At 60.8% G+C, this 22,563-nt stretch carries 19 protein-coding genes and 1 tRNA gene; 7 read left to right on the top strand and 13 right to left on the bottom strand.

The genetic code is table 11. The features are described 5' to 3' along the window. Nucleotides 1-136: 136 nt before the first annotated feature. Nucleotides 137-212 (bottom strand) — tRNA-Ala (locus G359_RS02275). A 227-nt stretch (nt 213-439) separates the two neighbouring features. Here G359_RS02275 and G359_RS02270 point away from each other — a divergent pair. From G359_RS02270 to folD, 3 genes are read left to right on the top strand one after another with little or no spacing between them, the layout of a single operon-like run. Continuing rightward, entirely contained in the window at nt 440-730 is a 291-nt protein-coding gene (locus G359_RS02270) for a YggT family protein (protein WP_045837552.1), read from the top strand. Then, nucleotides 727-1,077, top strand: a complete 351-nt coding sequence (locus G359_RS02265) for a DUF167 family protein (protein WP_082072763.1) — start codon at nt 727-729, stop codon at nt 1,075-1,077. The genes G359_RS02270 and G359_RS02265 overlap by 4 nt, the downstream gene beginning before the upstream one ends. 23 nt (nt 1,078-1,100) lie before the next feature. Continuing rightward, nucleotides 1,101-1,988, top strand: a complete 888-nt coding sequence (gene folD, locus G359_RS02260) for a bifunctional methylenetetrahydrofolate dehydrogenase/methenyltetrahydrofolate cyclohydrolase FolD (RefSeq protein WP_045834809.1) — start codon at nt 1,101-1,103, stop codon at nt 1,986-1,988. A 16-nt stretch (nt 1,989-2,004) separates the two neighbouring features. On the opposite strand, the gene G359_RS02255 is transcribed toward folD, so the two are convergent. The 6 genes from G359_RS02255 to G359_RS02230 all read right to left on the bottom strand — a co-directional run bounded on the left by G359_RS02255 (nt 2,005) and on the right by G359_RS02230 (nt 9,758). Next, on the bottom strand, nt 2,005-2,286 hold the full coding sequence (locus G359_RS02255; protein ID WP_052699150.1) for a KTSC domain-containing protein: 282 nt from the start codon (nt 2,284-2,286) through the stop codon (nt 2,005-2,007). A 10-nt stretch (nt 2,287-2,296) separates the two neighbouring features. Then, complete coding sequence (locus G359_RS02250) at nt 2,297-3,826, bottom strand: YifB family Mg chelatase-like AAA ATPase (protein WP_045834808.1); 1,530 nt, start codon at nt 3,824-3,826, stop codon at nt 2,297-2,299. A gap of 189 nt (nt 3,827-4,015) precedes the next feature. Next, complete coding sequence (locus G359_RS02245) at nt 4,016-5,455, bottom strand: methyltransferase domain-containing protein (protein WP_082072762.1); 1,440 nt, start codon at nt 5,453-5,455, stop codon at nt 4,016-4,018. Between the two features lie 407 nt (nt 5,456-5,862). Continuing rightward, the gene (locus G359_RS02240; RefSeq protein WP_245279902.1) at nt 5,863-6,402 is read right to left on the bottom strand and encodes a hypothetical protein; all 540 of its coding nucleotides are present in this window, start codon (nt 6,400-6,402) and stop codon (nt 5,863-5,865) included. Then, a complete protein-coding gene (gshB, locus tag G359_RS02235) occupies nt 6,399-7,349 on the bottom strand; it encodes a glutathione synthase (RefSeq protein ID WP_045834806.1) in 951 nt (316 codons plus the stop codon). The genes G359_RS02240 and gshB overlap by 4 nt, the downstream gene beginning before the upstream one ends. A gap of 174 nt (nt 7,350-7,523) precedes the next feature. Next, nucleotides 7,524-9,758: a primosomal protein N' gene (locus G359_RS02230; RefSeq protein ID WP_045834805.1), complete on the bottom strand. Its 2,235-nt coding sequence runs from the start codon at nt 9,756-9,758 to the stop codon at nt 7,524-7,526. 104 nt (nt 9,759-9,862) lie between these two features. Between G359_RS02230 and fsa the strand changes: the two genes are divergently transcribed. The 4 genes from fsa (at nt 9,863) to G359_RS02210 (ending at nt 14,072) form a co-directional block, all read left to right on the top strand. Continuing rightward, on the top strand, nt 9,863-10,519 hold the full coding sequence (fsa, locus tag G359_RS02225; RefSeq protein WP_045834804.1) for a fructose-6-phosphate aldolase: 657 nt from the start codon (nt 9,863-9,865) through the stop codon (nt 10,517-10,519). Between the two features lie 15 nt (nt 10,520-10,534). Next, nucleotides 10,535-11,959: an FAD-binding oxidoreductase gene (locus tag G359_RS02220; protein WP_045834803.1), complete on the top strand. Its 1,425-nt coding sequence runs from the start codon at nt 10,535-10,537 to the stop codon at nt 11,957-11,959. 73 nt (nt 11,960-12,032) lie between these two features. Then, complete coding sequence (locus G359_RS02215) at nt 12,033-13,004, top strand: tyrosine recombinase XerC (RefSeq protein ID WP_371198989.1); 972 nt, start codon at nt 12,033-12,035, stop codon at nt 13,002-13,004. Nucleotides 13,005-13,034: 30 nt separating this feature from the next. After that, entirely contained in the window at nt 13,035-14,072 is a 1,038-nt protein-coding gene (locus G359_RS02210) for a TraB/GumN family protein (protein ID WP_082072761.1), read from the top strand. Between the two features lie 4 nt (nt 14,073-14,076). Here the strand turns inward: G359_RS02210 and lpdA are convergent, their stop codons facing one another. From lpdA to sucC, 6 genes are all read right to left on the bottom strand, one after another. Continuing rightward, nucleotides 14,077-15,474, bottom strand: a complete 1,398-nt coding sequence (gene lpdA / locus G359_RS02205; RefSeq protein ID WP_045834801.1) for a dihydrolipoyl dehydrogenase — start codon at nt 15,472-15,474, stop codon at nt 14,077-14,079. Between the two features lie 25 nt (nt 15,475-15,499). Beyond that, on the bottom strand, nt 15,500-15,931 hold the full coding sequence (locus G359_RS02200) for a hypothetical protein (protein ID WP_045834800.1): 432 nt from the start codon (nt 15,929-15,931) through the stop codon (nt 15,500-15,502). Nucleotides 15,932-15,934: 3 nt separating this feature from the next. Further along, nucleotides 15,935-17,236, bottom strand: coding sequence for a 2-oxoglutarate dehydrogenase complex dihydrolipoyllysine-residue succinyltransferase (odhB, locus tag G359_RS02195; protein ID WP_045834799.1), 1,302 nt, complete (start codon nt 17,234-17,236; stop codon nt 15,935-15,937). Nucleotides 17,237-17,254: 18 nt separating this feature from the next. Beyond that, nucleotides 17,255-20,218: a 2-oxoglutarate dehydrogenase E1 component gene (locus G359_RS02190; protein WP_045837547.1), complete on the bottom strand. Its 2,964-nt coding sequence runs from the start codon at nt 20,216-20,218 to the stop codon at nt 17,255-17,257. 108 nt (nt 20,219-20,326) lie between these two features. Continuing rightward, on the bottom strand, nt 20,327-21,226 hold the full coding sequence (gene sucD / locus G359_RS02185) for a succinate--CoA ligase subunit alpha (RefSeq protein WP_045834798.1): 900 nt from the start codon (nt 21,224-21,226) through the stop codon (nt 20,327-20,329). A 117-nt stretch (nt 21,227-21,343) separates the two neighbouring features. After that, nucleotides 21,344-22,543, bottom strand: a complete 1,200-nt coding sequence (gene sucC / locus G359_RS02180) for an ADP-forming succinate--CoA ligase subunit beta (protein WP_045834797.1) — start codon at nt 22,541-22,543, stop codon at nt 21,344-21,346. Between the last annotated feature and the right edge of the window lie 20 nt (nt 22,544-22,563).

The raw sequence follows: 22,563 nt of genomic DNA, 5'->3' as shown, positions 1-22,563 counted from the left end.
AAACGGCGCTCAATTGTTTTTCGAAGAACGCCAATTCTGTATGGGCCAAGTCCCCAACCCATGGTGGCTGCTGATCTCTGAAAAACTTCGGTTTGTGTGGCGAAAATTCCGGGCCCCTCGAGGCAGAAAGGTTGGGTGGTGGAGCCGAGGGGAATCGAACCCCTGACCTCTGCAGTGCGATTGCAGCGCTCTCCCATCTGAGCTACGGCCCCAATGGGCGGGCATTTAGGATTTGGCCCGGTTTGTTGTCAAGAAACCGGGTCGAGCAGAACAGTGGCGCAAAGGGTGCGGGCAGGGCCCGGCGCGCGCCACAAATTGAAGCCAATTCCTTCATTTTGCAGTCTGGCCGCCCGGGACGTTCCTGCAGCCTTATCCCTACTTGCGGCGCACTGGGTGTCGGGGCTACATGGCGCAACGGTGCGCAACTGCGGGACGGCGAATGCTCGAGCTTCTGGCTTTTATCAGTTATCTCATCACTCTTTATACTTACGTCGTCATCGCCGTCGTGATCGTAAGTTGGCTGATGGCCTTTGGGGTCATCAACGCCTACAATCCGATGGTTCGTTCGATCTGGCAGGGGTTGAACGCGGTGACCGAGCCATTGCTGCGGCCGATCCGGAACGCCCTTCCGAACATGGGCGGGCTCGATATTTCACCCGTCATTCTGCTGCTCGCCTGCTATTTCATCCAGACCGTCGTACTTCCGAATATCGCCAAGGCGATCGTGTGATCAGCCGGTCGGCATCCCAGCCGCCAGCTCGCAAGGCTTGGCGGCATGGGGGCGCGTGCGTCATTGCGCACTTTCGTCTGACCCCGAAATCTTCCAAAGAGGCGATTGACGGGGTCGTCGAAACCCCCGACGGTCCGGCTTTTCAGGCGCGTGTCCGCGCACTTCCCGAAGATGGAGCTGCCAACAGGGCGCTCGAAGAGCTGGTCGCCCGGTGGCTCGGCGTGACAAAGAGCTCGGTTTCGCTCGCAACGGGCGGGAAGTCGCGGCTCAAATCCTTGCGGATTTCCGGTGATCCGGACGTGCTCGAACAGCGACTGCAGGAACGAAGTGACGCGTTGAGAAAATAAGTTAACGAGGAGGAAAGACGGGAATGTCCGTGGCGCAAATCATCGATGGGAAAGAGATTGCGGCGAAGGTCCGCGCTGAGGTTGCTGCAGAGGTTGCGCGGCTTCAGAAAGAGCATGGCCTGAAGCCCGGACTAGCCGTCGTGCTTGTCGGCGAAGATCCGGCGAGCAAGGTCTATGTCGCGAACAAGGCGAAGCAGACCGTCGAGGTCGGCATGAACTCGTGGGAGCACCGCCTTCCGGCCGAGACGCCGGAAGCCGACGTGCTGGCTCTTGTCGAGAAGCTCAACAACGATCCGGCCTGTCACGGCATTCTCGTGCAGCTGCCGCTGCCGAAGCACATCAACGCCGAGAAGGTGCTGAACCTGATCAGCCCCGATAAGGATGTCGACGGTTTTCATCCGGTGAACGTCGGCCGGCTTTGGGTTGGCGAACGCGCGCTGGTGCCGTGCACGCCGACCGGATCGGTCATCCTTGCAAAGAGCGTGGTGTCGAACCTCTCGGGCCTCAACGCCGTCGTCATCGGCCGTTCGAACATCGTCGGCAAGCCGGTCGCGGCTCTGCTGCTTAGAGAAAATTGCACGGTGACCATCGCGCACTCGCGCACGAAGAACATCGAAGACGTCGTCCGTGGCGCCGATCTCGTCATCGCCGCTGTCGGCATTCCGGAGATGGTCAAGGGTAGCTGGATCAAGCCGGGCGCGACCGTCATCGACGTCGGCATCAATCGCGTTCCGTCCGAAGGCGGCAAGACGAAGATCGTCGGCGACGTCGCGTATGAAGAGTGCTCGAAAGTTGCGGGCGCGATCACGCCGGTTCCGGGCGGCGTCGGGCCGATGACGATCGCGTGTCTCTTGCGGAATGCGGCTCAAGCCGCTGCGATGCAGGCGGGCGTGAAATCCGTCTTCGGCTGATCGCGACAAACGCAAATCAGTGAAGTGTGCGCCGGGGCTTTCGAGTTCCGGCGTTTTTATTTGCGCGCGGCGTGCGCTGTCGGATGCACTCCTCGCACATGTACTTGTCGCGAATGCGCTTCTTGAAATAGCCCGCGGCGGAGGCCGCTTTGACGAGACCCTCGTATTCCCGATCCGGCACTTCGTAATAGGTGAAGCAACTGCCGTCCGAAAAAACGATGTCGAGCGTCTTGCGCGCACCATCGTACTCGGCGGCTTGAATAGTAGAAGATTTTCGAAACTCCATGCGCTTCACCATTTGTCGAACGTCAGGCTGCTCTTACCTGTCGCAATGTCTCTCCTCGATAGCTCAGGGCCTCCGCGACATGAGCGCGGGATACGGTGTCACAACGCTCCAGGTCGGCGATCGTTCGCGCGACCTTTAGGGTGCGGTGAAAGCCGCGCGCCGATAGCCCGAGCGTTTCGGCCGCGTGACGAAGAAGCGTCACACCTGCTTCGTCCGGCATTGCAGTCTGTTCGAGAAGCGTTGCCGAGCAATCGGCATTCGTGCGGACGCCTCTGGCACCCAGCGCTGCAAATCGGGCGCGTTGCCGCTCGCGGGCCGCTGCGACGCGCGTTCGGACTTCGGCACTTCCTTCGGACGGAGCGGGCAGAACGAGATCGGCAGCGGAAATGGCCGGGACCTCTATCTGCAAATCGATGCGATCGAGCAGAGGGCCGGATACGCGCGCCTGATAATCGCTGGCGCAGCGCGGGCCGCGACGGCACGGCTCGCCGGGATTGCTGCCTCCGCATTTACACGGGTTCATCGCCGCGATCAGCTGGATGCGCGAGGGATAGGAAATCCGATGGTTGGCGCGTGCGATAACCGTTTCGCCTGACTCCAGCGGCTGACGCAGTGCGTCGAGCACGTTCGGCTGGAATTCCGGCAGCTCGTCGAGGAAGAGAACGCCGTGATGGGCGAGAGAGACTTCTCCTGGCCTTGGCCGCGAGCCACCGCCGACGAGTGACGCCATGCTCGCCGAATGATGGGGCGCGCGGAACGGACGTTCGACCGTGAGCTTGCCGCCCATCAGTTCGCCCGCCAGCGAATGCACCATCGAGACTTCGAGGATCTCTTCGGGTTGTAGTGGCGGCAAAATGGATGGAAGACGCGACGCGAGCATCGATTTGCCGGAGCCGGGTGGGCCAATCATCAAGAGGTTGTGGTTGCCGGCGGCGGCGATTTCGAGCGCGCGCTTGGCGGTTTCCTGCCCTTTGATATCGCGGAGATCGGCGGCGTAGCTCTGCGTCGGCAGCACATTCGGTTCAGGCCGCGAGAGCGTTTGGGTCCCCTTGAAGTGATTGACCAGCGACAGCAGGTGCGGGGCCGCCAGGATCGCGATGTCCTCGCTCGCCCAGGCCGCTTCGGGGCCCGAGGCGGCGGGGCAGATAAGGCCCTTGCCGATGGCGTTGGCGCCGATGGCAGCCGGCAGCGTGCCCGGCACGGCCCGGATGGAGCCATCGAGCGCCAGCTCGCCGATGGCGGCATAGCCAGCGATGGCATCGGGCGCGATCGCCTCCATCGCGCACATCATCGCGAGCACGATCGGTAGATCGAAGTGGCTTCCTTCCTTCGGCAGGTCCGCGGGCGCGAGGTTGACGGTGATGTGCTTGTAGGGAAGCCCCAGGCCGACCGCGTGGAGGGCGTTACGGACGCGCTCACGGCTTTCTGCGACTGCCTTGTCGGGCAGGCCGACGATGGCGAATGCGGCGGCCCCCGGCGTCACGCGGACCTGCACTTCGACGGGCCGTGCCTCGATGCCGATGAACGCGAGCGTGGAGATCTGACCGTACATTTTGCTCCCCCTGAGGAGAGCTAATCAGCAGGCTGAGACAAAGTCAAGAACGAAGGGGGAACGCAGGCTCACATCGCACAGCAATCTTCGGCTGCCAACTGTAGCAAAAACCAAATCGCCCTTGTGGTATCCGCCAAATGTATTTCGGCGTGTAAAAACTCATCCGTTAGTCCTCCCAAACCATCGCAATCAAGCCGCGATCCTAGCTTGGTAGCTCATGTAGAGGGCCTCGTTATCGAACCATAGAAGGACCGGCATGGTCTTGAAGCCTCGGCGGCTGAACGCTTCGTGCCGGTGCGCTCCATCGGCTAGGACTAGCTTCCGTGAGCCATCCTCTTCGTCTCTAACGAAGGCTATGGAAGGCGGGATGTCATCGGGTGAGTTGACCGCTTTGGCGATCTGATCTGCCCTGCGGTCCCACTCGGCTTGATCCTCATGATACTTTCGGCCCGGGCCGCTCATTGGGATGAGATCGGCAACCGGAACGTCTATTGGCCCGAGCCAGTACGCCTTTTGTTTGGTGATCCGCTCGAACAGGGCTCTGTTGGGTGTTCGGTTCTGCAAAAGGTAGCGTTCGGCCCAAGCTTGGGCTCCAAACTTCTCGATATCCGCCCGCACGTCGGCAGTGTTCTGTACGTCGATCGCTCCCGTTTGGCCGATCTGGATAGAGCCCTCTGCGTCACATGTGGCCATGCGGAATACACGGAAACCTTCCGAGGGCTTGAGCCGGGCCGACAACTGCTCGGAAATGAAAGGCACGATTCGCCCTTCAACGAAGGTATGCTTGGAGCCGCCCTGAAAGCGAACGGCTTCGTTGAGCACATCGACGACATAGTTCACGATCGACCGGTCGTGAGCGATGCTCTTGAACGCAAGGACAACATCGCCGTCGAACTTGTCGCCAGCCTTGAAGATCTCTTTCTGCTGCTCGGGCACGCGCGCGAGTGAACGCGGAACGGCCGGCAGGAAATACTGGTCAGCATCAATACGCTGCCCTTCGACCTGCGAAATAGCCGAGAGGGCACTCGCGGACGGCGGGGCCAGATAAACGGATTGGATCTTGTGGCAGTGGAAAACCTTGCGGTTCACCGGGTCGCCGACCTGCGGAACACTTTCGCCGAACAGGTTGACGTCGAAATCGCGAAGCCAGTTCTTCGCCAGAAACTTCAACGAAGGATAGACATAGTCCGTATCGTCACGGAAGACGCGGGTCAGGTCGCGGTCATTGTCGGTAACGCCGACTTCAAGCAACAAGGTTCCGTTCGGGTTCAACAGGCTGAAAACTTTCCGGAAGAACAGAATCGGCTCCTTGATGTAGTGGAGAACCGAGGCAACCAAGATGTAGTCAAACTGACCTTCCACGTCGAAGATATCACCAACGCGAAAATCCACGTCCAGGTTGTAGCGCTGGCCGCGTTCGCGAGCGTTGTCGATGTAAGGGGCGTACGTGTCCACCCCGACAGAAACGGCGGCACCGCGCTTCTTCGCCTCAAAGCAGAAAAAGCCTTCGTTACAGCCAATGTCGAGATAAGAAAGCCCATCCATGCGCCCCGGGAAGCCAAGAGCTTTCAACTTCGAGATGCTGTCCGAGTGGCCGGGGCCTTCCCCCGGAAAGGTCTGGTAAGTCATGATAACTGTTGCCTTGCCTTTATGGTTGTCCGGAGAGCGTCACGAACCGACATCGATATGTCAATCGAGATGTGCCAGTCAACGCGGTCGGCACACGTCAATTGGTGCATGGAGAAGCTTGCGGTGCTGTGGAGCCTAGTTGGTTACGCTGAACCACGCAGGTGATGGAACGAGGAAAAAGCGAAACGACCGCAGGCCCGGAGTACCGCGGGAGGTGCAAATCCTTCCCTCCACACCACTCCCTCACGATTGGATGTTACGTGCCTAAGCGCAAAGAACCTGAAACTAGATCCTGAAGAGCCGTTCAATCGGTTTCAGGAGACCGCGAAGGAAGTTCAGCGAGATGAGCGCTCGGCCGAGGCCGTTTCAAAAACCTGTCCGAGCGCACCAAAAAAAACAGCGCTCCCTCACCCCTTCGTCATCACCAGCGTCATGCCGATCAGCGATGAATTCGTGAACTGAATTTCGACGGCTTGCTTATCGTTGTTCACGACGAGGTCCATGTTGGCGGAGACGTCTGTGCCTTGGATGACGACGTGAAAGCCCTTCGGCGTGACATCGCCGGTCAGGTCGCCTTCGAAATTATGGATCGTCTCTTTCCAGTGACCGGAGAGCTTGCCGCCGGTCTCCTTCACGTTGCTGACGATCTCGACCGCGCCGCCTGCCGTTGCGCAGCGGATCGTCTGCTTCAGCTCGTCTTCGGTCTCGGTGAGCAGGTAGGTCGCCCGGCATTTTACTTTTTCGGGCGGGCTCGCCTTGTAGCCAATCATTCCGATGCCCGACCAACGTCCCAGAAGCGGCGCGAACGGTGAGGCCGTGACGGCTCGCGCTTCTTGCAACGGCATTGCGAGCGCAACGAACAAAAGCGCTCCGAGCGAGCTTGCGATCGTCATCGATCTCATCGTGACTTGGCCTTTCATCGTTTGAATATCGATACGCCCACTCATGCGCGCGACTTTCTCTTCTCTTCGATGACGTCCCAGATCATCGCGGCGATGTCGTTGCCGCCGAACGCCTTCACCTGGCGGATGCCCGTCGGCGACGTGACGTTGATTTCGGTGATGTAGGGGCCGATGACGTCGATGCCTGTGAAGATCAGGCCACGGCGTTTCAATTCGGGTTTGAGACGCGCGCAGATCTCGCGATCGCGGTCGGTCAGTTCGACGGGCGCGGCGGTGCCTCCGACGTGCAGGTTCGAGCGTGTTTCTCCGGCCTGCGGAACGCGGTTGATCGCGCCTGCGATTTCGCCATCGACGAGGATGATGCGCTTGTCGCCTTCCTTCACCTCGGGGCGGAACTCCTGCACCATGAAGGGCTCGCGGAACACCGTTTGAAAGAGCTCGACAAGGGAGCCGAGATTTCCGTCCTCCGGCCGCAAGCGGAACACGGCGGCGCCGCCGTTGCCGTAGAGTGGCTTGACGATGATGTCCTTATATTCGGCGCGGAAGGCCTGCACGTCGGCGAGCGAGCGCGTGACGAGCGTCGGCGGCATCAGATCGAGGAAGTCCAGCACGAACAACTTCTCCGGCGCGTTGCGCACGCTCGCGGGATCGTTGACGACGAGCGTCTTCGGATGGATGCGTTCGAGCAGATGCGTCGTCGTGATGTAGGCCATGTCGAACGGCGGATCCTGCCGCAGCAGCACGACGTCGAGATCGCCCAGATTTTCGGTACGGGGATTGGAAAGCGCGTGATGCGCGCCGCGCTTATCTTCGACCTTCAGCGTCTGGCCGCGCGCCAAGAGTTTGTCTCCGCGCAAGGCGAGATCGAATGGCGTGTAGTAGAAAATATCGTGTCCGCGCTTCTGCGCTTCGAGAAGGATTGCGAATGTCGAATCGCCGCTAATGTCGATGCGATCGATCGGGTCCATCTGGACGGCAATGCGAAGGGGCATGAAGTGCTTTCATGAAGTGCTGGCAGGGTTCATTCAGGCCGGGCGCAGGCGCGGGCCTCAACGTCGTTTAGACGATTTGCGGTGCGGGCGGAATGACGGGTTGGCCACGCGCATAAGTGGTCCGCGTCTTATGGCAAACATGCCGCAGAATCCTTCGAATTAGACGAACTCAAATCAAAGGAAATTGTAGGGGTCGATATCGACGGTGATGCGAACGTCGGACTTGAGTTTTGGAATCATTCCAGCCCACGCCCTGAGATAGCCCTGCAGATCGACGTCGCGCGGGGCTTTCACGAGGAGACGCCAGCGGTGGCGGCCGCGCACGACGGCGATGGGGGCTTCGGATGGTCCCAGCACGGAAATGACGTCGCTCGGGGGCGCGCGGCGCGCGATTTCGCGGGCGACCTGTTCGGTCAGGGGTTTCTCTCGCGCGGAGACGATGATCGCCGCCAAGCGGCCGTAGGGCGGCAGCAGTCCGGCCTGGCGCGTCTTGACTTCGTAATTGAGGAAAGCGTTGCGGTCGCCGGCGACGATGGCTGTCATCACCGGGTGTTCCGGCGAATAGGTTTGGACGAAGCCTCGGCCGACGAAGCTCGTGCGCCCAGCGCGGCCGGTCACCTGATGCAGGAGCTGGAACGTGCGTTCGGCGGATCGGGGATCGGCGCCGTGCGCGAGGCCCAGATCGCCATCGACGACGCCCACCAACGCGAGGCCCGGGAAGTTATGTCCCTTGGCGACGATCTGCGTGCCGATGATGATGTCGAACTCGCGGGCTTCAATGCCGCGAATCATCTCGCGCATCTCGGGCAATCCCGGAATGAGATCGGACGAGAGCAGCGCGACGCGCGCATCGGGGAAGCGTTCCGCGACCTCTTCCTGCACGCGCTCGACGCCCGGGCCGCAGGCGACGAGCGAGCCCGGCGCGGCGCATTTCGGGCACTTCTCCGGAAGCGACAGCGAGAAGCCGCAGTGGTGGCAGGTCAGCTTTTTCTTGAAGCGGTGCTCGACGAGCCACGCCGTGCATTGCGGGCATTCGAGGCGGTGTCCGCAGGACCGGCACAGCGTCAACGGTGCGTAGCCGCGTCTATTCAGAAAGAGCAGCGTTTGCTGGCCTTTTTCGAGCGTCTCGGTCATCGACGCGACGAGGCGTTCAGCGAGCCATTTGCCAGGCGTCAGTTTTTCCGAGCGGAGATCGATCGCGGAGACGTCCGGCATTTGGACGCCCGAAAACCGTCCGGGAAGGATGGCGTGGCGATATCGTCCGATCAGCGCGTTCACGTGGCTTTCGATCGACGGCGTGGCGGAAGCGAGGATGACGGGAAACTTTCCGAGGTTGCCGCGGACGACGGCCATATCGCGTCCCTGATAGTGGACGCGGTCATCCTGCTTGAAACCCTGGTCGTGTTCTTCATCAACGACGATCAGCCCCAAGTCGGAGAACGGCAGGAACAGCGCGGACCTGGCACCGACGACGCAGCGGACGTCGCCGCGTGCGACGCCTTTCCAGATGCGGCCTCGTTCGGCGGGACTGAGTGCTGAATGCCATTCGACGGGTGGCGCACCGAAGCGGCGCGCGAAGCGGTCGAGGAACTGGCTCGTCAGTGCAATTTCGGGAAGCAAAATGAGGGTTTGGTGACCAGCTTCGAGCGCGCGTGCGACGGCTTCGAAATAGACTTCGGTTTTGCCGGAGCCGGTGACGCCGTCGAGCAGGGTGACGGAGAAATTGTCGGCGTCGACGGCGCTTCTCAGGCTTTCGACGGCACGCGTCTGATCGGCGGTGAAGTCCGTGATCCCATGTTCCGCTTGCGGCCTCGGAAAGACACGCTCGGGGATAGCGACTTCGACGAGCATACCCGCGGCGGCGAGACCGTCGATCACGCCCGTCGAGCAGCCGGCAAGATTGGCGAGATCCGATTTCGAACGCACAAGGCCATCGGCTGCGATTTCCATGACGCGGGTGCGGGCCTGGGTCATTTTCGGCGGGGGCGCAGCGCCTTCGACAATGCACACGCCGAAACGATGCTTCGGCGGCTCGAACGCGGCGTCGGCGCTCATCATCATGCGCGCGACCATGCCTAGGGGCGCCAAGGTGTAGCGCGCGACCCATTCGGCAAAGCGCATCGAAATCTCGGGCAGGCACGGTGCGTCAATCCGGCTCGTCAAAGCCTTGAGTTTCTTCGGATCGACGGGCTTCCCCTCGCCGCGGGGCGTATCCCAAACGATCCCTATGCGGGTTTGCGGCCCAAAGGGCACGAGCACGAAGGCGCCCGGCGCGACGTCCATGCCTTCCGGCACCAGATAGTCGTAGGTCTGATCGAGGGCCACGGGCATGAGCACGGGCACACTGCGAGAGGCCTCGCCGGCGTTGTTATCCAGGATTTGAAGCAGGCTATCCAAAGGGGCGTTCAACGGACTAGAAGCTTCCTCCGAGAATCGGTCGTGCTAGGTTTGCCGGGAAGTTGCGGCGCACCAAAGGCAGGGCCAAGACTTAAGGACGAGGTGAGGAGAAAGAAATGAAATTCTTCGTCGATACCGCCGACGTGACCGAGATCAAAGAGTTGGCGGCGACGGGCTTACTGGACGGCGTTACGACGAACCCGTCTCTCGTTGCAAAGGCCGGCCGCGACTTCAAGGAAATCGTCAAAGAGATTTGCGCCGTGGTGCCCGGCCCGGTGTCGGCCGAGGTTGCAGCGACCGAATACGACGGCATGATGCAGGAAGCGGAAGTTCTGCGGAAGATCGCGAACAACGTCACGATCAAAGTGCCGTTGACGCTCGACGGTCTCAAAGCTTGCAAAGCCCTGACGAGCGACGGCACGATGGTGAACGTCACGCTCTGCTTTTCGGCAAATCAGGCGTTGCTCGCGGCGAAGGCCGGTGCGACGTTCGTATCGCCGTTCATCGGGCGTCTCGACGACATCGGGCTCAACGGCATGGACGTCATTCGCGAAATCCGAGCGATCTACGACAACTATCCCGATCTCTCGACGGACATTCTCGCAGCATCGATCCGCACGGTGAACCACGTGAAAGAGGCGGCCATGATCGGCGCCGATGTCGCGACCATTCCACCGGGCATTCTGAAGGCGCTCGTGAAGCATCCGCTAACGGATGCCGGTCTCGTCACCTTCGTCAACGACTGGAAGAAGACTGGACAAAAGATCGTGTGAGGCGGGCACGAAAAAGTGCGATCACGGACCTTATCCAACGATCTGATCGAGCGCTTCGCACACATCGTCAGCGACGCGAACGCATTGACGCGCGCTGAGGACCAAGCCGGTTATCTCAGCGAATGGCGGGACCGCTATACGGGTAAGACGCCTGTCGTTCTGCGGCCCGGCTCGACGGAAGAGGTTTCGCGCATCCTGGCGCTTGCCCATGCGGAAGACGTTGCGATCGTTCCGCAGGGCGGCAATACGGGGTTGGTCGGCGGGCAGATCCCTTCGCTTGAGGGCAACGAGATCGTGTTGTCGCTCAGCCGTCTCAAGGCTATCCGCGACGTCGATGCGGCAGGCGGGACGATGATCGTCGAGGCGGGTGTCACGCTGCTTGCCGCTCAAGAGGCGGCCAATGCAGCGGGACGCATCTTCCCGTTGAGTTTGGCTTCGGAAGGCAGCGCGCAAATCGGCGGCGCGCTGGCGACCAACGCGGGCGGCACCGCGGTTCTCGCGTATGGAAACGCGCGCAGCCTGACGCTCGGATTAGAAGCCGTGCTCGCAGATGGCCGCGTGTGGCATGGCTTGCGGCGCCTCAAAAAGGATAACACCGGTTACGATCTTCGCGATCTTCTGATCGGGTCGGAAGGCACGCTTGGCATCATCACGGCGGCTTGCGTGAAGCTCTTTCCAACTCCTGCGGAACGCGAGACCGCGATTGTCGCTCTGGAATCGCCGAAACACGCACTCAGGCTGTTTCGCATGGCGGAAGCGGAGGCGGGTGGCGCATTGACGGCGTTCGAATTCTGGGCGCATCGCGCGCAGGAGTTCGCGCTGAGCTTCGTTCCCAATCTTCGTGATCCGTTCACGGATGCTTATCCTTGGTACGCCCTGATTGAATTCTCGCACGGCGGCACGGGCGCGCGCGTCGCCAATACGATTGAGCGAATGCTGACGAATGCGCATTCGAAGGGTCTCATCCTCGATGCCGCCATCGCGCGATCGCTTCGCCAAGCGGAAGATTTCTGGCGGCTGCGCGACGCTTTCTCGGAAGCGCAGAAGGGCGCGGGTGGCAGCATCAAGCATGACATCTCTGTGCCGGTCGCGCGCATTCCGGAGTTTATCGAGCGCGCTGCGGCGGTCGTTGAACGCGTCTGCCCTGGTGCGCGGCCAGTGCCGTTCGGCCATTTCGGCGACGGCAACCTGCACTATAACGTCAGCCAGCCCGAGGGGATGGATCGCGCGCAATATCTCGCCCTTTGGGACACGATGGCCGACGCGATCTTCGAGCTCATTACGGAACTCGACGGGTCGATCTCAGCCGAGCACGGGATCGGCCAAATGAAGCGCGAGGCGCTCGTTCGTTACAAGTCTGCCGTCGAGATCGACATGATGAGGTCGATCAAGCACGCTCTCGATCCCAAGGGGATCCTCAACCCCGGCAAGTTGCTTTAGCGTACGTTAACCTTTGATTAACCAACGCGGTTGACGGTCGGAAGTGTCTAGGGCGCCGACAGGGGAGCAAATTTTGGCGCAATCGCTCGACGAAATCCTGGCCGCGGATGCGGAGCTGCCCCTCAGCGGCGATCTGAAAAGCGTAATTGCGGCGTGGCTCGATCATCTCGTCGTGGAGCGCGGACAGAGCGCGGCAACGCGGGAAGCCTACGAGCGCGACGCGCGGCAGTTTCTCGCCTTCCTCAAGTCGCATCTCGGACATCCGCCGTGCCTCGCCGATCTCGAACGGCTCGATGCAAAGACCGTTCGGCTTTTCCTTGCCGGGCGGCGGAAGGCGGGCGTGACGTCGCGGTCGCTGGCGCGGTCGCTATCGGCTCTTCGAACGCTGTTCCGGTGGCTCGAACGCGAGGAAACCCTGAAAAATCGGGCTGTTCTGCAAGTCGCGGCGCCGAAGATACCGCATTCGATCCCGAAACCTTTGACGGTTCAGAGCGCGGCTTCGCTCGTCGAGCGCGATGGCGGCGATGGCGAGGAATGGATCACGGCGCGCGACGTCGCGGTGATGCTGTTGCTCTACGGATCGGGACTGCGCATTAGCGAAGCCTTGAGCCTTACTCCGCGCACGGCGCCGATCGACGGGCGCGATATCATGCACGTAACGGGCAAGGGTGGAAAAGAGCGGCTGGTCCCGGCGCTCGCCGTCGTCTCCGAGGCCATCTCCAAATATATACGGCTTTGCCCATATCCTCTCGAACCAGAACAGCCACTCTTTCGCGGAGCGCGCGGCGGCCCCTTGTCGCCGCGGTTGATCCAGCTTGCGATGGAAAAGTTGCGTCTCGAACTGCAGCTGCCGGATACGGCGACGCCGCATGCATTACGGCATTCCTTCGCCACGCATCTGCTTTCCGCAGGTGCGGATTTACGTCAAATTCAGGAGCTTTTGGGTCATGCCTCGCTCTCGACGACGCAAGTCTATACGGAAGTCGACAGGGCGCGCTTGCTGACGGTTTACGATCAGGCTCATCCGAGAGCGGCGCGCCGCTAAGGCTGCTGGCGCTTGTTCACGAGTATCCTCATGCCGTCCGTTTCCCGCGTGTTGCATTACAGTCGCCGCATGGTTTGCGTGCTGATGTTTGCAGCTGGCACGTTCGCCAGTGGTCCGGCCGCAGCCGATGATGCTCCCGCCCGTTGTCAGGGCAAGGATATGCTGGCCGAGATGCAGGCCACGAAGCCCGACCTCTACGCGAAGGTGATGGCGGAGAGCCGCGCGCTCTCCAACACCGAAGCGATGCTTTGGAAAGTGGAAAAGCCGGGCGTCGGGACGTCCTATCTATTCGGAACGATGCATCTCAGCGATCCTCGCATCGCAGAACTTCCATCGGCTGCCATCGAGGCCATTGCTCATTCGAAGTCCGTGGCGCTCGAAGTTGCGGATCTTTCGCCCGAGGCTGTGGGGGCAGCGATGACGAAGGCCGCGAAGCTGATCATTTACACGGATGGTCAATCGCTGAGGCGCGTGCTTTCAGACGACGACTATAACAAGGTCCAAGACATCGTCATGAAGTCCGGAATGCCGGGCGAATTCGCAGCGGTCATGAAGCCCTGGCTTGTCAGCATGCTGCTTGCGACGTCCGACTGCGAACGCAAGCAGGTCGCTTCCGGCAAAGCCGTGCTCGATCTACGCATCGCGGCCGAAGCGCAAAAGAACGGCATAGCCGTTACGGGCCTCGAGACAATCGATAGCCAGCTCAGCGCACTGGCGTCCATTGCCGACGATCAACAGCTCGCGATTTTGAAAGTCGAACTCGATTACGCCGATCGCGCCGACGATATGATGGAGACGATGGTACAGATGTACCAGAAACGCCAGATCGGGGCGGCGATGCCATTTCAGCTGGCGCTTGCGGCGGAGAGTGGAGCGCCCCCGTCAACGTTCGATGGATTCAAGAAAGCCTTGCTGATGGATCGCAACGCCAAAATGCGTGACGCGGCATTGCCGCTCTTTGAAAATGGCAATGCGTTCGTCGCGGTGGGGGCGCTGCATCTGCCGGGATCGGCGGGTCTCGTCGCGTTGCTTCGCGAGTCCGGCTACACCGTGACGCCGATCGAGTAGCGCATCAGAAGTGAATGGCGCGCTTGGCAACGGCGAGCGCGGCTTCCTTGACGGCTTCCGAGAACGTCGGATGCGCGTGGCAGGTGCGCGCCAAGTCTTCGGCTGAGCCGCTGAATTCCATGAGAACGCAGGCTTCGGCGATCAGCTCGCCCGCGTTGGCGCCGATGATGTGCACGCCGAGGACACGATCCGTCTTGGCGTCCGCGAGAATTTTGACGAATCCGTCGGTCATGTGAATGGCTTTGGCGCGGCCGTTGGCGGTGAACGGGAACTTGCCGACATTGTAGGCGACGCCTGCGGCCTTCAATTCCTCTTCCGTCTTACCGACGCTCGCGACCTCGGGGCTCGTGTAGATGACGTTGGGGATCACATCGTAATTCACGTGACCGGCTTGGCCGGCGATGATCTCCGCGACGGCGACGCCTTCATCTTCTGCTTTATGCGCGAGCATGGGCCCGGCGATGACGTCGCCGATGGCGAAGACACCCGTCACGTTTGTTTGATAATGGCCATCGACGAGCACACGCTTTTTGGGATCGAGCGCGATGCCGGCTTCCGCAAGCCCCAACCCTTCGGTGAAGGGGACGCGGCCGACGGCAACGAGAACAGCATCAGCCTCGATCGATTCTGCTGCGCCGCCTTCGGCCGGCTCGACCTTGGCGGTTACGCCAGCATCCGACGTTTCGACGGCTGAAACCTTGCTCGACAGGCGGAAGGCGATTCCTTGCTTCTCGAGGATGCGCTGGAATGAGCGGCCGATCTCGGCATCCATGCCCGGCAGAATGCGGTTCAAATATTCGACGACGAGGACTTCGGAGCCGAGCCGCCGCCATACCGATCCGAGTTCGAGACCGATGACACCGGCACCGACGACGAGCAGCTTTTTCGGAACAGTCGTGAAATCGAGCGCGCCCGTCGATGAGACGACGCGCTTTTCGTCGATCTCGATACCGGGAAGGCGCGTCACGTCGGAGCCCGTCGCGATGACGATCCATTTCGTTTCGAGCGTCTGTGTTTCGCCGCCTGGGGACGTCACTGCGACCTGACCCGACCGCACAATGCGGCCGGTGCCGAAGACGCTGTCGATCTTGTTCTTCTTCAAGAGATAGGCGACGCCATCGACGTTGCCTTTGACACCTTCGCGTTTGAAGGACTGCATTTTCGCGAGATCGAGTTTGGGATCGGTCGCGATGCCCAAGGACGCGAAGCCGTTCTTCGCCTCGTCATAGGAATGGGAGGCGTGAAGAAGCGCCTTCGAGGGAATGCAGCCGACGTTCAAGCAGGTGCCGCCGAATGTTGACCGCTTTTCGACGACGGCGACCTTCATGCCAAGCTGCGCGGCGCGGATGGCGCAGACGTAGCCTCCGGGGCCCGTGCCGATGACGATCAAATCGTACGACATAAATTCTGTTCCTGCCCTTGCGGCCCTATTGATCGAGAGCTCGCTTAATTTCGAATTGCGGCGCGGCGATCATGTACATTTCCCAGCGCAGTTTCCAGTCACCAAGAGCGTTGCAATAGGTGATGAGCGCTGTCCGATCGGGAAATTTCGGCGTCGCTTTTTCGATATCCAAACGTGCCATGAGCGCTTCGATGTAATCGTCAGGATATCCGACTTCGCGGAGCAGCTTGGCTGAGCCGGCGGCGTCCTTGTGCCAGCTCGTGATCAGCACCTCGATCAACTTCGCGTCGTTCTCGATGCCGGCGCAGGCGATCATCGCGCCGCGTTCGAGCAAGGCGCGCGTCAGCAAGCTATCAATGTAGTCACGACCGACCTTCGGCTCTGCGAATGCCGACGTTTGAGACGCCACTGCTGCGATGATCGCCGCAGCCGCCGCAAAGAAGGCTCCCCCACGCATATCTCAAAGTTCCAGGATGAAGCGTTGCGGATCTTCGAGGCATTCCTTGACGCGAACGAGGAAGGTGACTGCCTCTTTGCCGTCGACGATGCGGTGATCGTAGGAGAGCGCCAGATACATCATCGGGCGGATGACGACCTGGCCGGCCCGGACGACGGGGCGTTCCTCTATGCGATGCATACCGAGAATGCCGGACTGGGGCGCGTTCAAAATCGGCGTGGACATCAGCGATCCGTAGACACCGCCGTTCGAAATCGTGAAGGTGCCGCCCTGCATGTCTTCGATCGACAGCTTGCCGTCGCGCGCGCGCTTGCCGAACTCGTTGATGCGCTGCTCGATCTCGGCGAGGCTCAGGCGATCGGCATCACGCACGACGGGTACGACGAGACCCTTCTCGGTGCCGACGGCAACGCCGATGTGATAGTAATTCTTGTAGATCAGATCTTCGCCATCGATCTCGGCGTTGACGGCTGGGACATCGCGCAGCGCCTGAATGCAGGCTTTGACGAACAGTCCCATGAAGCCGAGCTTCACGCCGTGGCGTTTCTCGAAAATGTCTTTGTACTGCGCGCGCAATGCCATCACGGCGCTCATGTCGACGTCGTTGAACGTCGTCAGCATGGCCGCCGTGTTCTGCGCATCCTTGAGGCGGCGGGCGATGGTCTGACGCAGCCTCGTCATCTTCACGCGTTCTTCGCGGGTGGCATCGTGGCCGGGCGAAGGAAGGCGCGTCTCCTGCGCTGGCACAGCCTTGAGCGATGGCGCGATGGCGACGACGTTCGTCGCAGGTGCGGCGCTTGAAACCTCGTGAACCTGCGGCGCTGCGGCAGGCCTCGGCGCGGAGGCGACGGCGCTCTGAACATCCTCCTTCAGGATTTGTCCGCGTCTTCCGGAGCCTTGGATTTCAGACGCTTCGAGACCTGCTTCGGTCATCGCCTTTTGGGCTGCCGGAGGCGGCGGGGGAGGCGGGCTGGCGGCGGTTGGAGCGGCTTGTTTTGGAGCAGGCTCGGGGGCGGGGGAGGGGGACGGAGCTTTTGCTTCGGCCTTCGCTGATTGAGCCTTGCCGGCTCCATCTCGCAAGGCGGCGAGCAATGATCCGACGGCGACCGTCGAACCGGATTGAACGAGAATTTCACCCAGCACGCCTGACGAGGGGGCGGGGACTTCGACCGTCACCTTATCGGTTTCGAGTTCGACAATCGGCTCATCCGCATTGACGGCATCGCCCGCCTTCTTGAACCATTTGCCCACAGTCGCTTCCGTTACGCTTTCTCCAAGCGCGGGAACGCGAATCTCGATCGACATCTGAGCCTCTCAACCTTCCTATGTTCCGAGCGCGTCGGCGACGAGCGCGGTCTGTTCCTTGATATGCTGCGAAAGCAAGCCTGTCGCCGTCGAAGCGGAGGCGGGCCGTCCTGCATATCTTGGACGGCGGTGAATATATCCGAGATGGTTCAGAACCCACTCGATATTCGCATCCATGAAATACCAAGCGCCCATATTTTTAGGCTCTTCCTGGCACCAGACGATCTCGGCGAACTTGAAGCGGCCGAGTTCCTGGATGAACGCGCGAGCGGCAAACGGATAGAGCTGCTCGACGCGCAGGAGGTAGACGTCGTCGCGGCCTTGCGCGTCGCGCGCCTCGAGAAGGTCGTAGTAGACCTTGCCAGTGCAGATGACGACGCGCTTGATCTCGTTGTCGGGCTTGAGCTTGATCGTGGACGTGCCGCGCTCGGCATCATCCCAGAGCAGACGATGGAAGCTGGCGTTGGGCCCGAAATCCTCAAGTTTCGAAACGACGCGCTTGTGGCGTAGCAGCGACTTCGGAGTCATGAGGATCAAAGGCTTGCGGAAATTGCGATGCAATTGCCGCCGCAGAATATGGAAATAGTTCGCGGGCGTCGTGCAGTTCGCGACCTGCCAGTTGTCTTCCGCCGACAGCTGAAGGTAGCGTTCGAGGCGCGCTGATGAATGCTCGGGTCCTTGGCCTTCGTAGCCATGCGGCAGCAGGCAAACCAACCCGGACATGCGCAACCACTTGCGCTCGCCGGACGACAGGAACTGGTCGAAGATGACCTGCGCACCGTTCGCGAAGTCGCCGAATTGCGCTTCCCAAAGCGTCAGCGCGTTGGGCTCGGCGAGGGAATAGCCATATTCGAAGCCAAGAACCGCTTCTTCCGACAGCATCGAGTTGACGATCTCGAAGCGCGCCTGATTGGGTGAGAGGTGCTTCAGCGGCGAGAACCGGCGTTCGTTTTCCTGATCGATGAAGACGGCGTGACGTTGGGAGAAGGTTCCCCGCTCGCAATCTTGCCCTGAGAGGCGGACGCGGGAACCTTCCATCAGAAGGGACGCGAACGCCATGTGTTCGGCCATCGCCCAGTCGATGCCCTGACCGGTGTCGATCATTTCGCGGCGGCGCTCGATGAGCTTGCCGACCGTCTTGTGAATGTGGAAGTCGTTCGGGATCGTGGTGATGCGATGCCCGATATCTTTCAACGTATCGATCGGCACGCCCGTGTTGCCGCGCCAATCATCGCTATCGGGTCGGGTGATGCCAGACCAGCGTCCGTCGAGCCAGTCCGCCTTGTTGGGCTTGTAGGCGTCGGAAAAACTGAACTCCTTGTCGAGGTTGGCGCGGACCGTCGCCTTCATCTCGGTGAACTCGGCCGGGGTCATCACACCCTCATCCATGAGTTCTTTCGAATAGATGTCGACGACGGTCGGGTGCGATTTGATGCGCTTGTACATCGCCGGCTGCGTGAACATCGGCTCGTCCGTCTCGTTGTGACCGTGACGGCGGTAGCAGAACATGTCGATGACGACAGGTTTCTGAAAGCGCTGGCGGAACTCGGTCGCAATCTTGGCGACGTGAACGACGGCTTCGGGGCTATCGCCGTTAACGTGAAAGATCGGCGCTTCGATCATCAAGGCAACGTCGGAGCAATAGGGCGACGAGCGCGAGTGATGCGGCGCGGTCGTGAAGCCGATCTGATTGTTGATGATGAAATGAATCGAGCCGCCGGTTCGATGACCGCGAAGGCCTGAGAGCCCGAAGCATTCGGCAACAACGCCCTGGCCCGCGAAAGCCGCATCGCCGTGAATGAGCAGCGGCATGACCGGCGTCCGGTCGCCGCTCGCCAGGCCGGCTTGATCCTGTTTTGCGCGCACTTTTCCGAGCACGACCGGATCGACGATTTCGAGATGCGAGGGGTTGGCGGTCAGCGACAAGTGAACGGTGTTGCCGTCGAACATGCGATCGGACGAGGCGCCGAGGTGATACTTCACATCGCCTGAGCCTTCGACATCGTCAGGCTTGAACGAACCGCCTTTGAATTCCTTGAAGATCGCGCGCAGCGGCTTCGACATCACGTTCGCGAGCACGTTGAGCCGGCCACGGTGGGCCATGCCCATCGCGATTTCGCGAACACCCAAATGACCGCCGCGCTTGATGATCTGCTCGAGCGCGGGAATGATCGATTCCGCGCCGTCGAGGCCAAAGCGCTTGGTGCCGGTGTATTTGAGATCGCAGAACTTCTCGAAGGTCTCTGTCTCGATCAGTTTCCGCAGGATGGCTTTCCGGCCTTCGGGCGTGAAACGAATATCTTTCTCAGCGCCTTCGATGCGCTCCTGGATCCAGCCTTTTTGCGTCGGATCGGTGATGTGCGTGAATTGCACGCCGATTTTCCGGCAATAGGTCCGGCGCAGGATCGTAACGATCTGGCGCATCGTTGCCGTTTCGAGGCCCATGACGCGATCAATGAAGATCGGGCGATCGAGATCGGCTTCGGTAAATCCGTAGGTTTCCGGCATCAGCTCACGATGGACGCGGCGGTCGGCGAGACCGAGCGGATCAAGGTCGGCGGCCAAATGGCCGATGACGCGATAGGCGCGGATCAACATCAGCGCGCGAATGGAATCCTGCGTGGCGCGGAGCGACGCGGCCGGAGTCATCTCGAAGCCCGATATCTGCGCGCGGCGTTCGATCTTATCGCGAATGGTGCGTTCGGCTTCGCCGTAGTCGCCGGTCAAAGCGCCGACGAGATCGCGGTCCGCTCCGTTCTCATTCAAGAGCGCCGACAGCGGCGGGGCCCAAGCCGGACCGCCGGAATATGCCGGCATGGAAGACGGCGCTTCCTTGATGCTCTCGAAAAACCGTCGCCATTCATCGCTGACAGCGCCGGGGTTGCGTTCGTATTCTGCCTGCATGTCCTCGATGTAGGGCGCATTCGCAGCGCTCAAAAACGAGGTCCTCAGGAACGCTTCGTTCTGGCCATTTCGTGCCATCAAATTCGTCCTTTTCATACTCCGAAAGCATCGCCTTGATGCTCCGGGTTACGCGGACAGGACCGGTAGAAGTGCCGCCGGCCGTTCGGGTAATTGCGTCTTGCGAGCTTACGCCCGCAAGACTTCAACGAGTGTACGTCCGAGCGCGGCGGGGCTCGGCGCGATGGCGATGCCCGCGGCTTTCATCGCCGCAAGCTTATCTTCCGCTTTGCCCTTGCCGCCGGAAATGATTGCGCCGGCATGTCCCATACGCCGACCTGGAGGCGCGGTTACGCCCGCGATGAAGCCTGCCATCGGCTTCTTGCGTCCCTTCTGCGCCTCGCGCATCAGGAACTCCGCCGCGTCTTCCTCAGCGGAGCCGCCGATTTCGCCGATCATGATGATCGATTTGGTTTCGTCGTCGGAGAGGAACATGTCGAGGACATCGATGAATTCGGTGCCCTTCACGGGATCGCCGCCGATGCCGACAGCGGTCGTCTGCCCGAGTCCCACGTCAGTTGTCTGTTTCACGGCCTCATATGTGAGCGTTCCCGAGCGCGATACAATGCCGACGGAGCCCTTCTGGAAGATGTTGCCGGGCATGATGCCGATCTTGCATTGGCCGGGCGTCAGGAGACCGGGGCAATTCGGCCCGACGAGGCGCGACTTCGAGCCCACGAGGGCCCTTTTGACGCGGACCATGTCCATCACCGGAATGCCTTCGGTGATGCAGACGATGAGCGGCAATTCGGCGTCGATGGCTTCGAGAATGGCGTCGGCCGCGAAGGGCGGGGGAACGTAGATCGAAGTTGCTGTAGCACCCGTTTTCGAGACGGCCTCGCCGACGCTGTCGAAAAGCGGGACGTCAGCCAGCTCGGCGTCGGGGTGCTTGGAGCCGCCCTTGCCGGGCGTGACGCCGCCGACGATCTGGGTGCCGTAGGCGCGGGCCTGCTTTGTGTGGAAGGTGCCTTGGCTGCCCGTTATGCCCTGGCAAATGACCTTGGTCTTCTGGTCGATAAGAATAGACATTCCAACCCCGCGTGAAGGCGTGTCTCGACGCCCGAATGTTGCGCATTTTTTGCAGTGCAGCAAGCAGAACCGGCTGACTAACTCGTAAGGTTTCGACGTTTCAAGGTCGCGACACTGTCAAGCTGCGCTCTTGAGCTCATCCGTGATCTTCTTTGCAGCGTCTGCGAGATCGTCGGCTGGAATGATTTTTAGGCCGGATTCGGCGAGGATTTTCTTGCCGAGATCGACGTTCGTGCCTTCCAGGCGGACGACGAGCGGAACTTTGATATCCATCTCGCGCGCGGCGGCGACGACGCCTTCAGCAATGATATCACAGCGCATGATCCCCCCGAAAATATTGACCAAGATCCCTTTGACGGACTCGTCTGCCAGAATGATCTTGAACGCCGCCTGAACCTTTTCCTTCGATGCGCCGCCACCGACATCGAGGAAGTTTGCGGGCTCGGCCCCGTAAAGTTTGATGATGTCCATCGTCGCCATGGCGAGACCGGCGCCGTTGACGAGGCAGCCAATGTTGCCGTCGAGCTTGACGAAGGCGAGATCGTATTTCGATGCCTCGATTTCGGTCGGATCTTCTTCGCCGAGGTCGCGCAACGCGACGATTTCCGGGTGTCGGTAGAGAGCGTTTGAATCGAAGTCCATCTTGCCGTCGAGGCAGATGAGCTTGCCGTCTTTCGTGACAACCAGTGGGTTGATCTCGAGCAGGCTCATGTCCTTCTCGACGACCATGCGGTAGAGGTTTTCAACAAGGTTTCCACAGGCTTTCAACTGGTCGCCTTTGAGGCCCAGCGCGAAGCCGACCTTGCGGCCATGGAACGGTTGATAGCCCGTCGCGGGATCAATCGTGAGAGTGTGGATCTTCTCCGGCGTGTCGTGGGCCACATCCTCAATGTTCATGCCGCCAGCTTCGCTGACAATGAACGCCACGCGCGACGTTTCGCGGTCGACAAGCGCCGAGAGGTAAAGCTCGCGTGCAATCGCCGAGCCGTCTTCGACGTAAAGCCTGTTCACGACGCGGCCTGCGGGGCCGGTCTGAACGGTGATCAGCGTCTTGCCGAGCATTTCCTTGGCGAACGTCTCGACTTCTTCCAGAGACTTAGCGAGCCGGACGCCACCTTTGTCACCGGCCGATGGTTCCTTGAACTTTCCTTTGCCGCGGCCGCCAGCGTGAATCTGGGCTTTGACGACCCAAACGGGGCCAGGAAGCTTGCGCGCAGCCTCGACTGCTTCTTCGACAGAAAAAGCAGGAAATCCGTTCGGCGTCGGGACGCCATATTCGCGGTAGAGTTCTTTGGCCTGGTATTCGTGGATGTTCATCGTCCTGTCCCCACTGAACA

This window comes from Hyphomicrobium sp. 99 (assembly GCF_000384335.2).
Lineage (GTDB): Bacteria > Pseudomonadota > Alphaproteobacteria > Rhizobiales > Hyphomicrobiaceae > Hyphomicrobium_B.
This window is presented reverse-complemented; position numbering and strand designations above follow the sequence as displayed.

Bases quoted from the DNA above. Each gene is read 5' to 3' on its own strand.
- G359_RS02270 (WP_045837552.1), top strand. From the start codon at position 440: ATGCTCGAGCTTCTGGCTTTTATCAGTTATCTCATCACTCTTTATACT.
- folD (WP_045834809.1), top strand. From the start codon at position 1,101: ATGTCCGTGGCGCAAATCATCGATGGGAAAGAGATTGCGGCGAAGGTC.
- G359_RS02255 (WP_052699150.1), bottom strand. From the start codon at position 2,286: ATGGTGAAGCGCATGGAGTTTCGAAAATCTTCTACTATTCAAGCCGCC.
- G359_RS02250 (WP_045834808.1), bottom strand. From the start codon at position 3,826: ATGTACGGTCAGATCTCCACGCTCGCGTTCATCGGCATCGAGGCACGG.
- G359_RS02245 (WP_082072762.1), bottom strand. From the start codon at position 5,455: ATGACTTACCAGACCTTTCCGGGGGAAGGCCCCGGCCACTCGGACAGC.
- G359_RS02240 (WP_245279902.1), bottom strand. From the start codon at position 6,402: ATGAGTGGGCGTATCGATATTCAAACGATGAAAGGCCAAGTCACGATG.
- gshB (WP_045834806.1), bottom strand. From the start codon at position 7,349: ATGCCCCTTCGCATTGCCGTCCAGATGGACCCGATCGATCGCATCGAC.
- fsa (WP_045834804.1), top strand. From the start codon at position 9,863: ATGAAATTCTTCGTCGATACCGCCGACGTGACCGAGATCAAAGAGTTG.
- G359_RS02210 (WP_082072761.1), top strand. From the start codon at position 13,035: ATGCCGTCCGTTTCCCGCGTGTTGCATTACAGTCGCCGCATGGTTTGC.
- lpdA (WP_045834801.1), bottom strand. From the start codon at position 15,474: ATGTCGTACGATTTGATCGTCATCGGCACGGGCCCCGGAGGCTACGTC.
- G359_RS02200 (WP_045834800.1), bottom strand. From the start codon at position 15,931: ATGCGTGGGGGAGCCTTCTTTGCGGCGGCTGCGGCGATCATCGCAGCA.
- odhB (WP_045834799.1), bottom strand. From the start codon at position 17,236: ATGTCGATCGAGATTCGCGTTCCCGCGCTTGGAGAAAGCGTAACGGAA.
- G359_RS02190 (WP_045837547.1), bottom strand. From the start codon at position 20,218: ATGGCACGAAATGGCCAGAACGAAGCGTTCCTGAGGACCTCGTTTTTG.
- sucD (WP_045834798.1), bottom strand. From the start codon at position 21,226: ATGTCTATTCTTATCGACCAGAAGACCAAGGTCATTTGCCAGGGCATA.
- sucC (WP_045834797.1), bottom strand. From the start codon at position 22,543: ATGAACATCCACGAATACCAGGCCAAAGAACTCTACCGCGAATATGGC.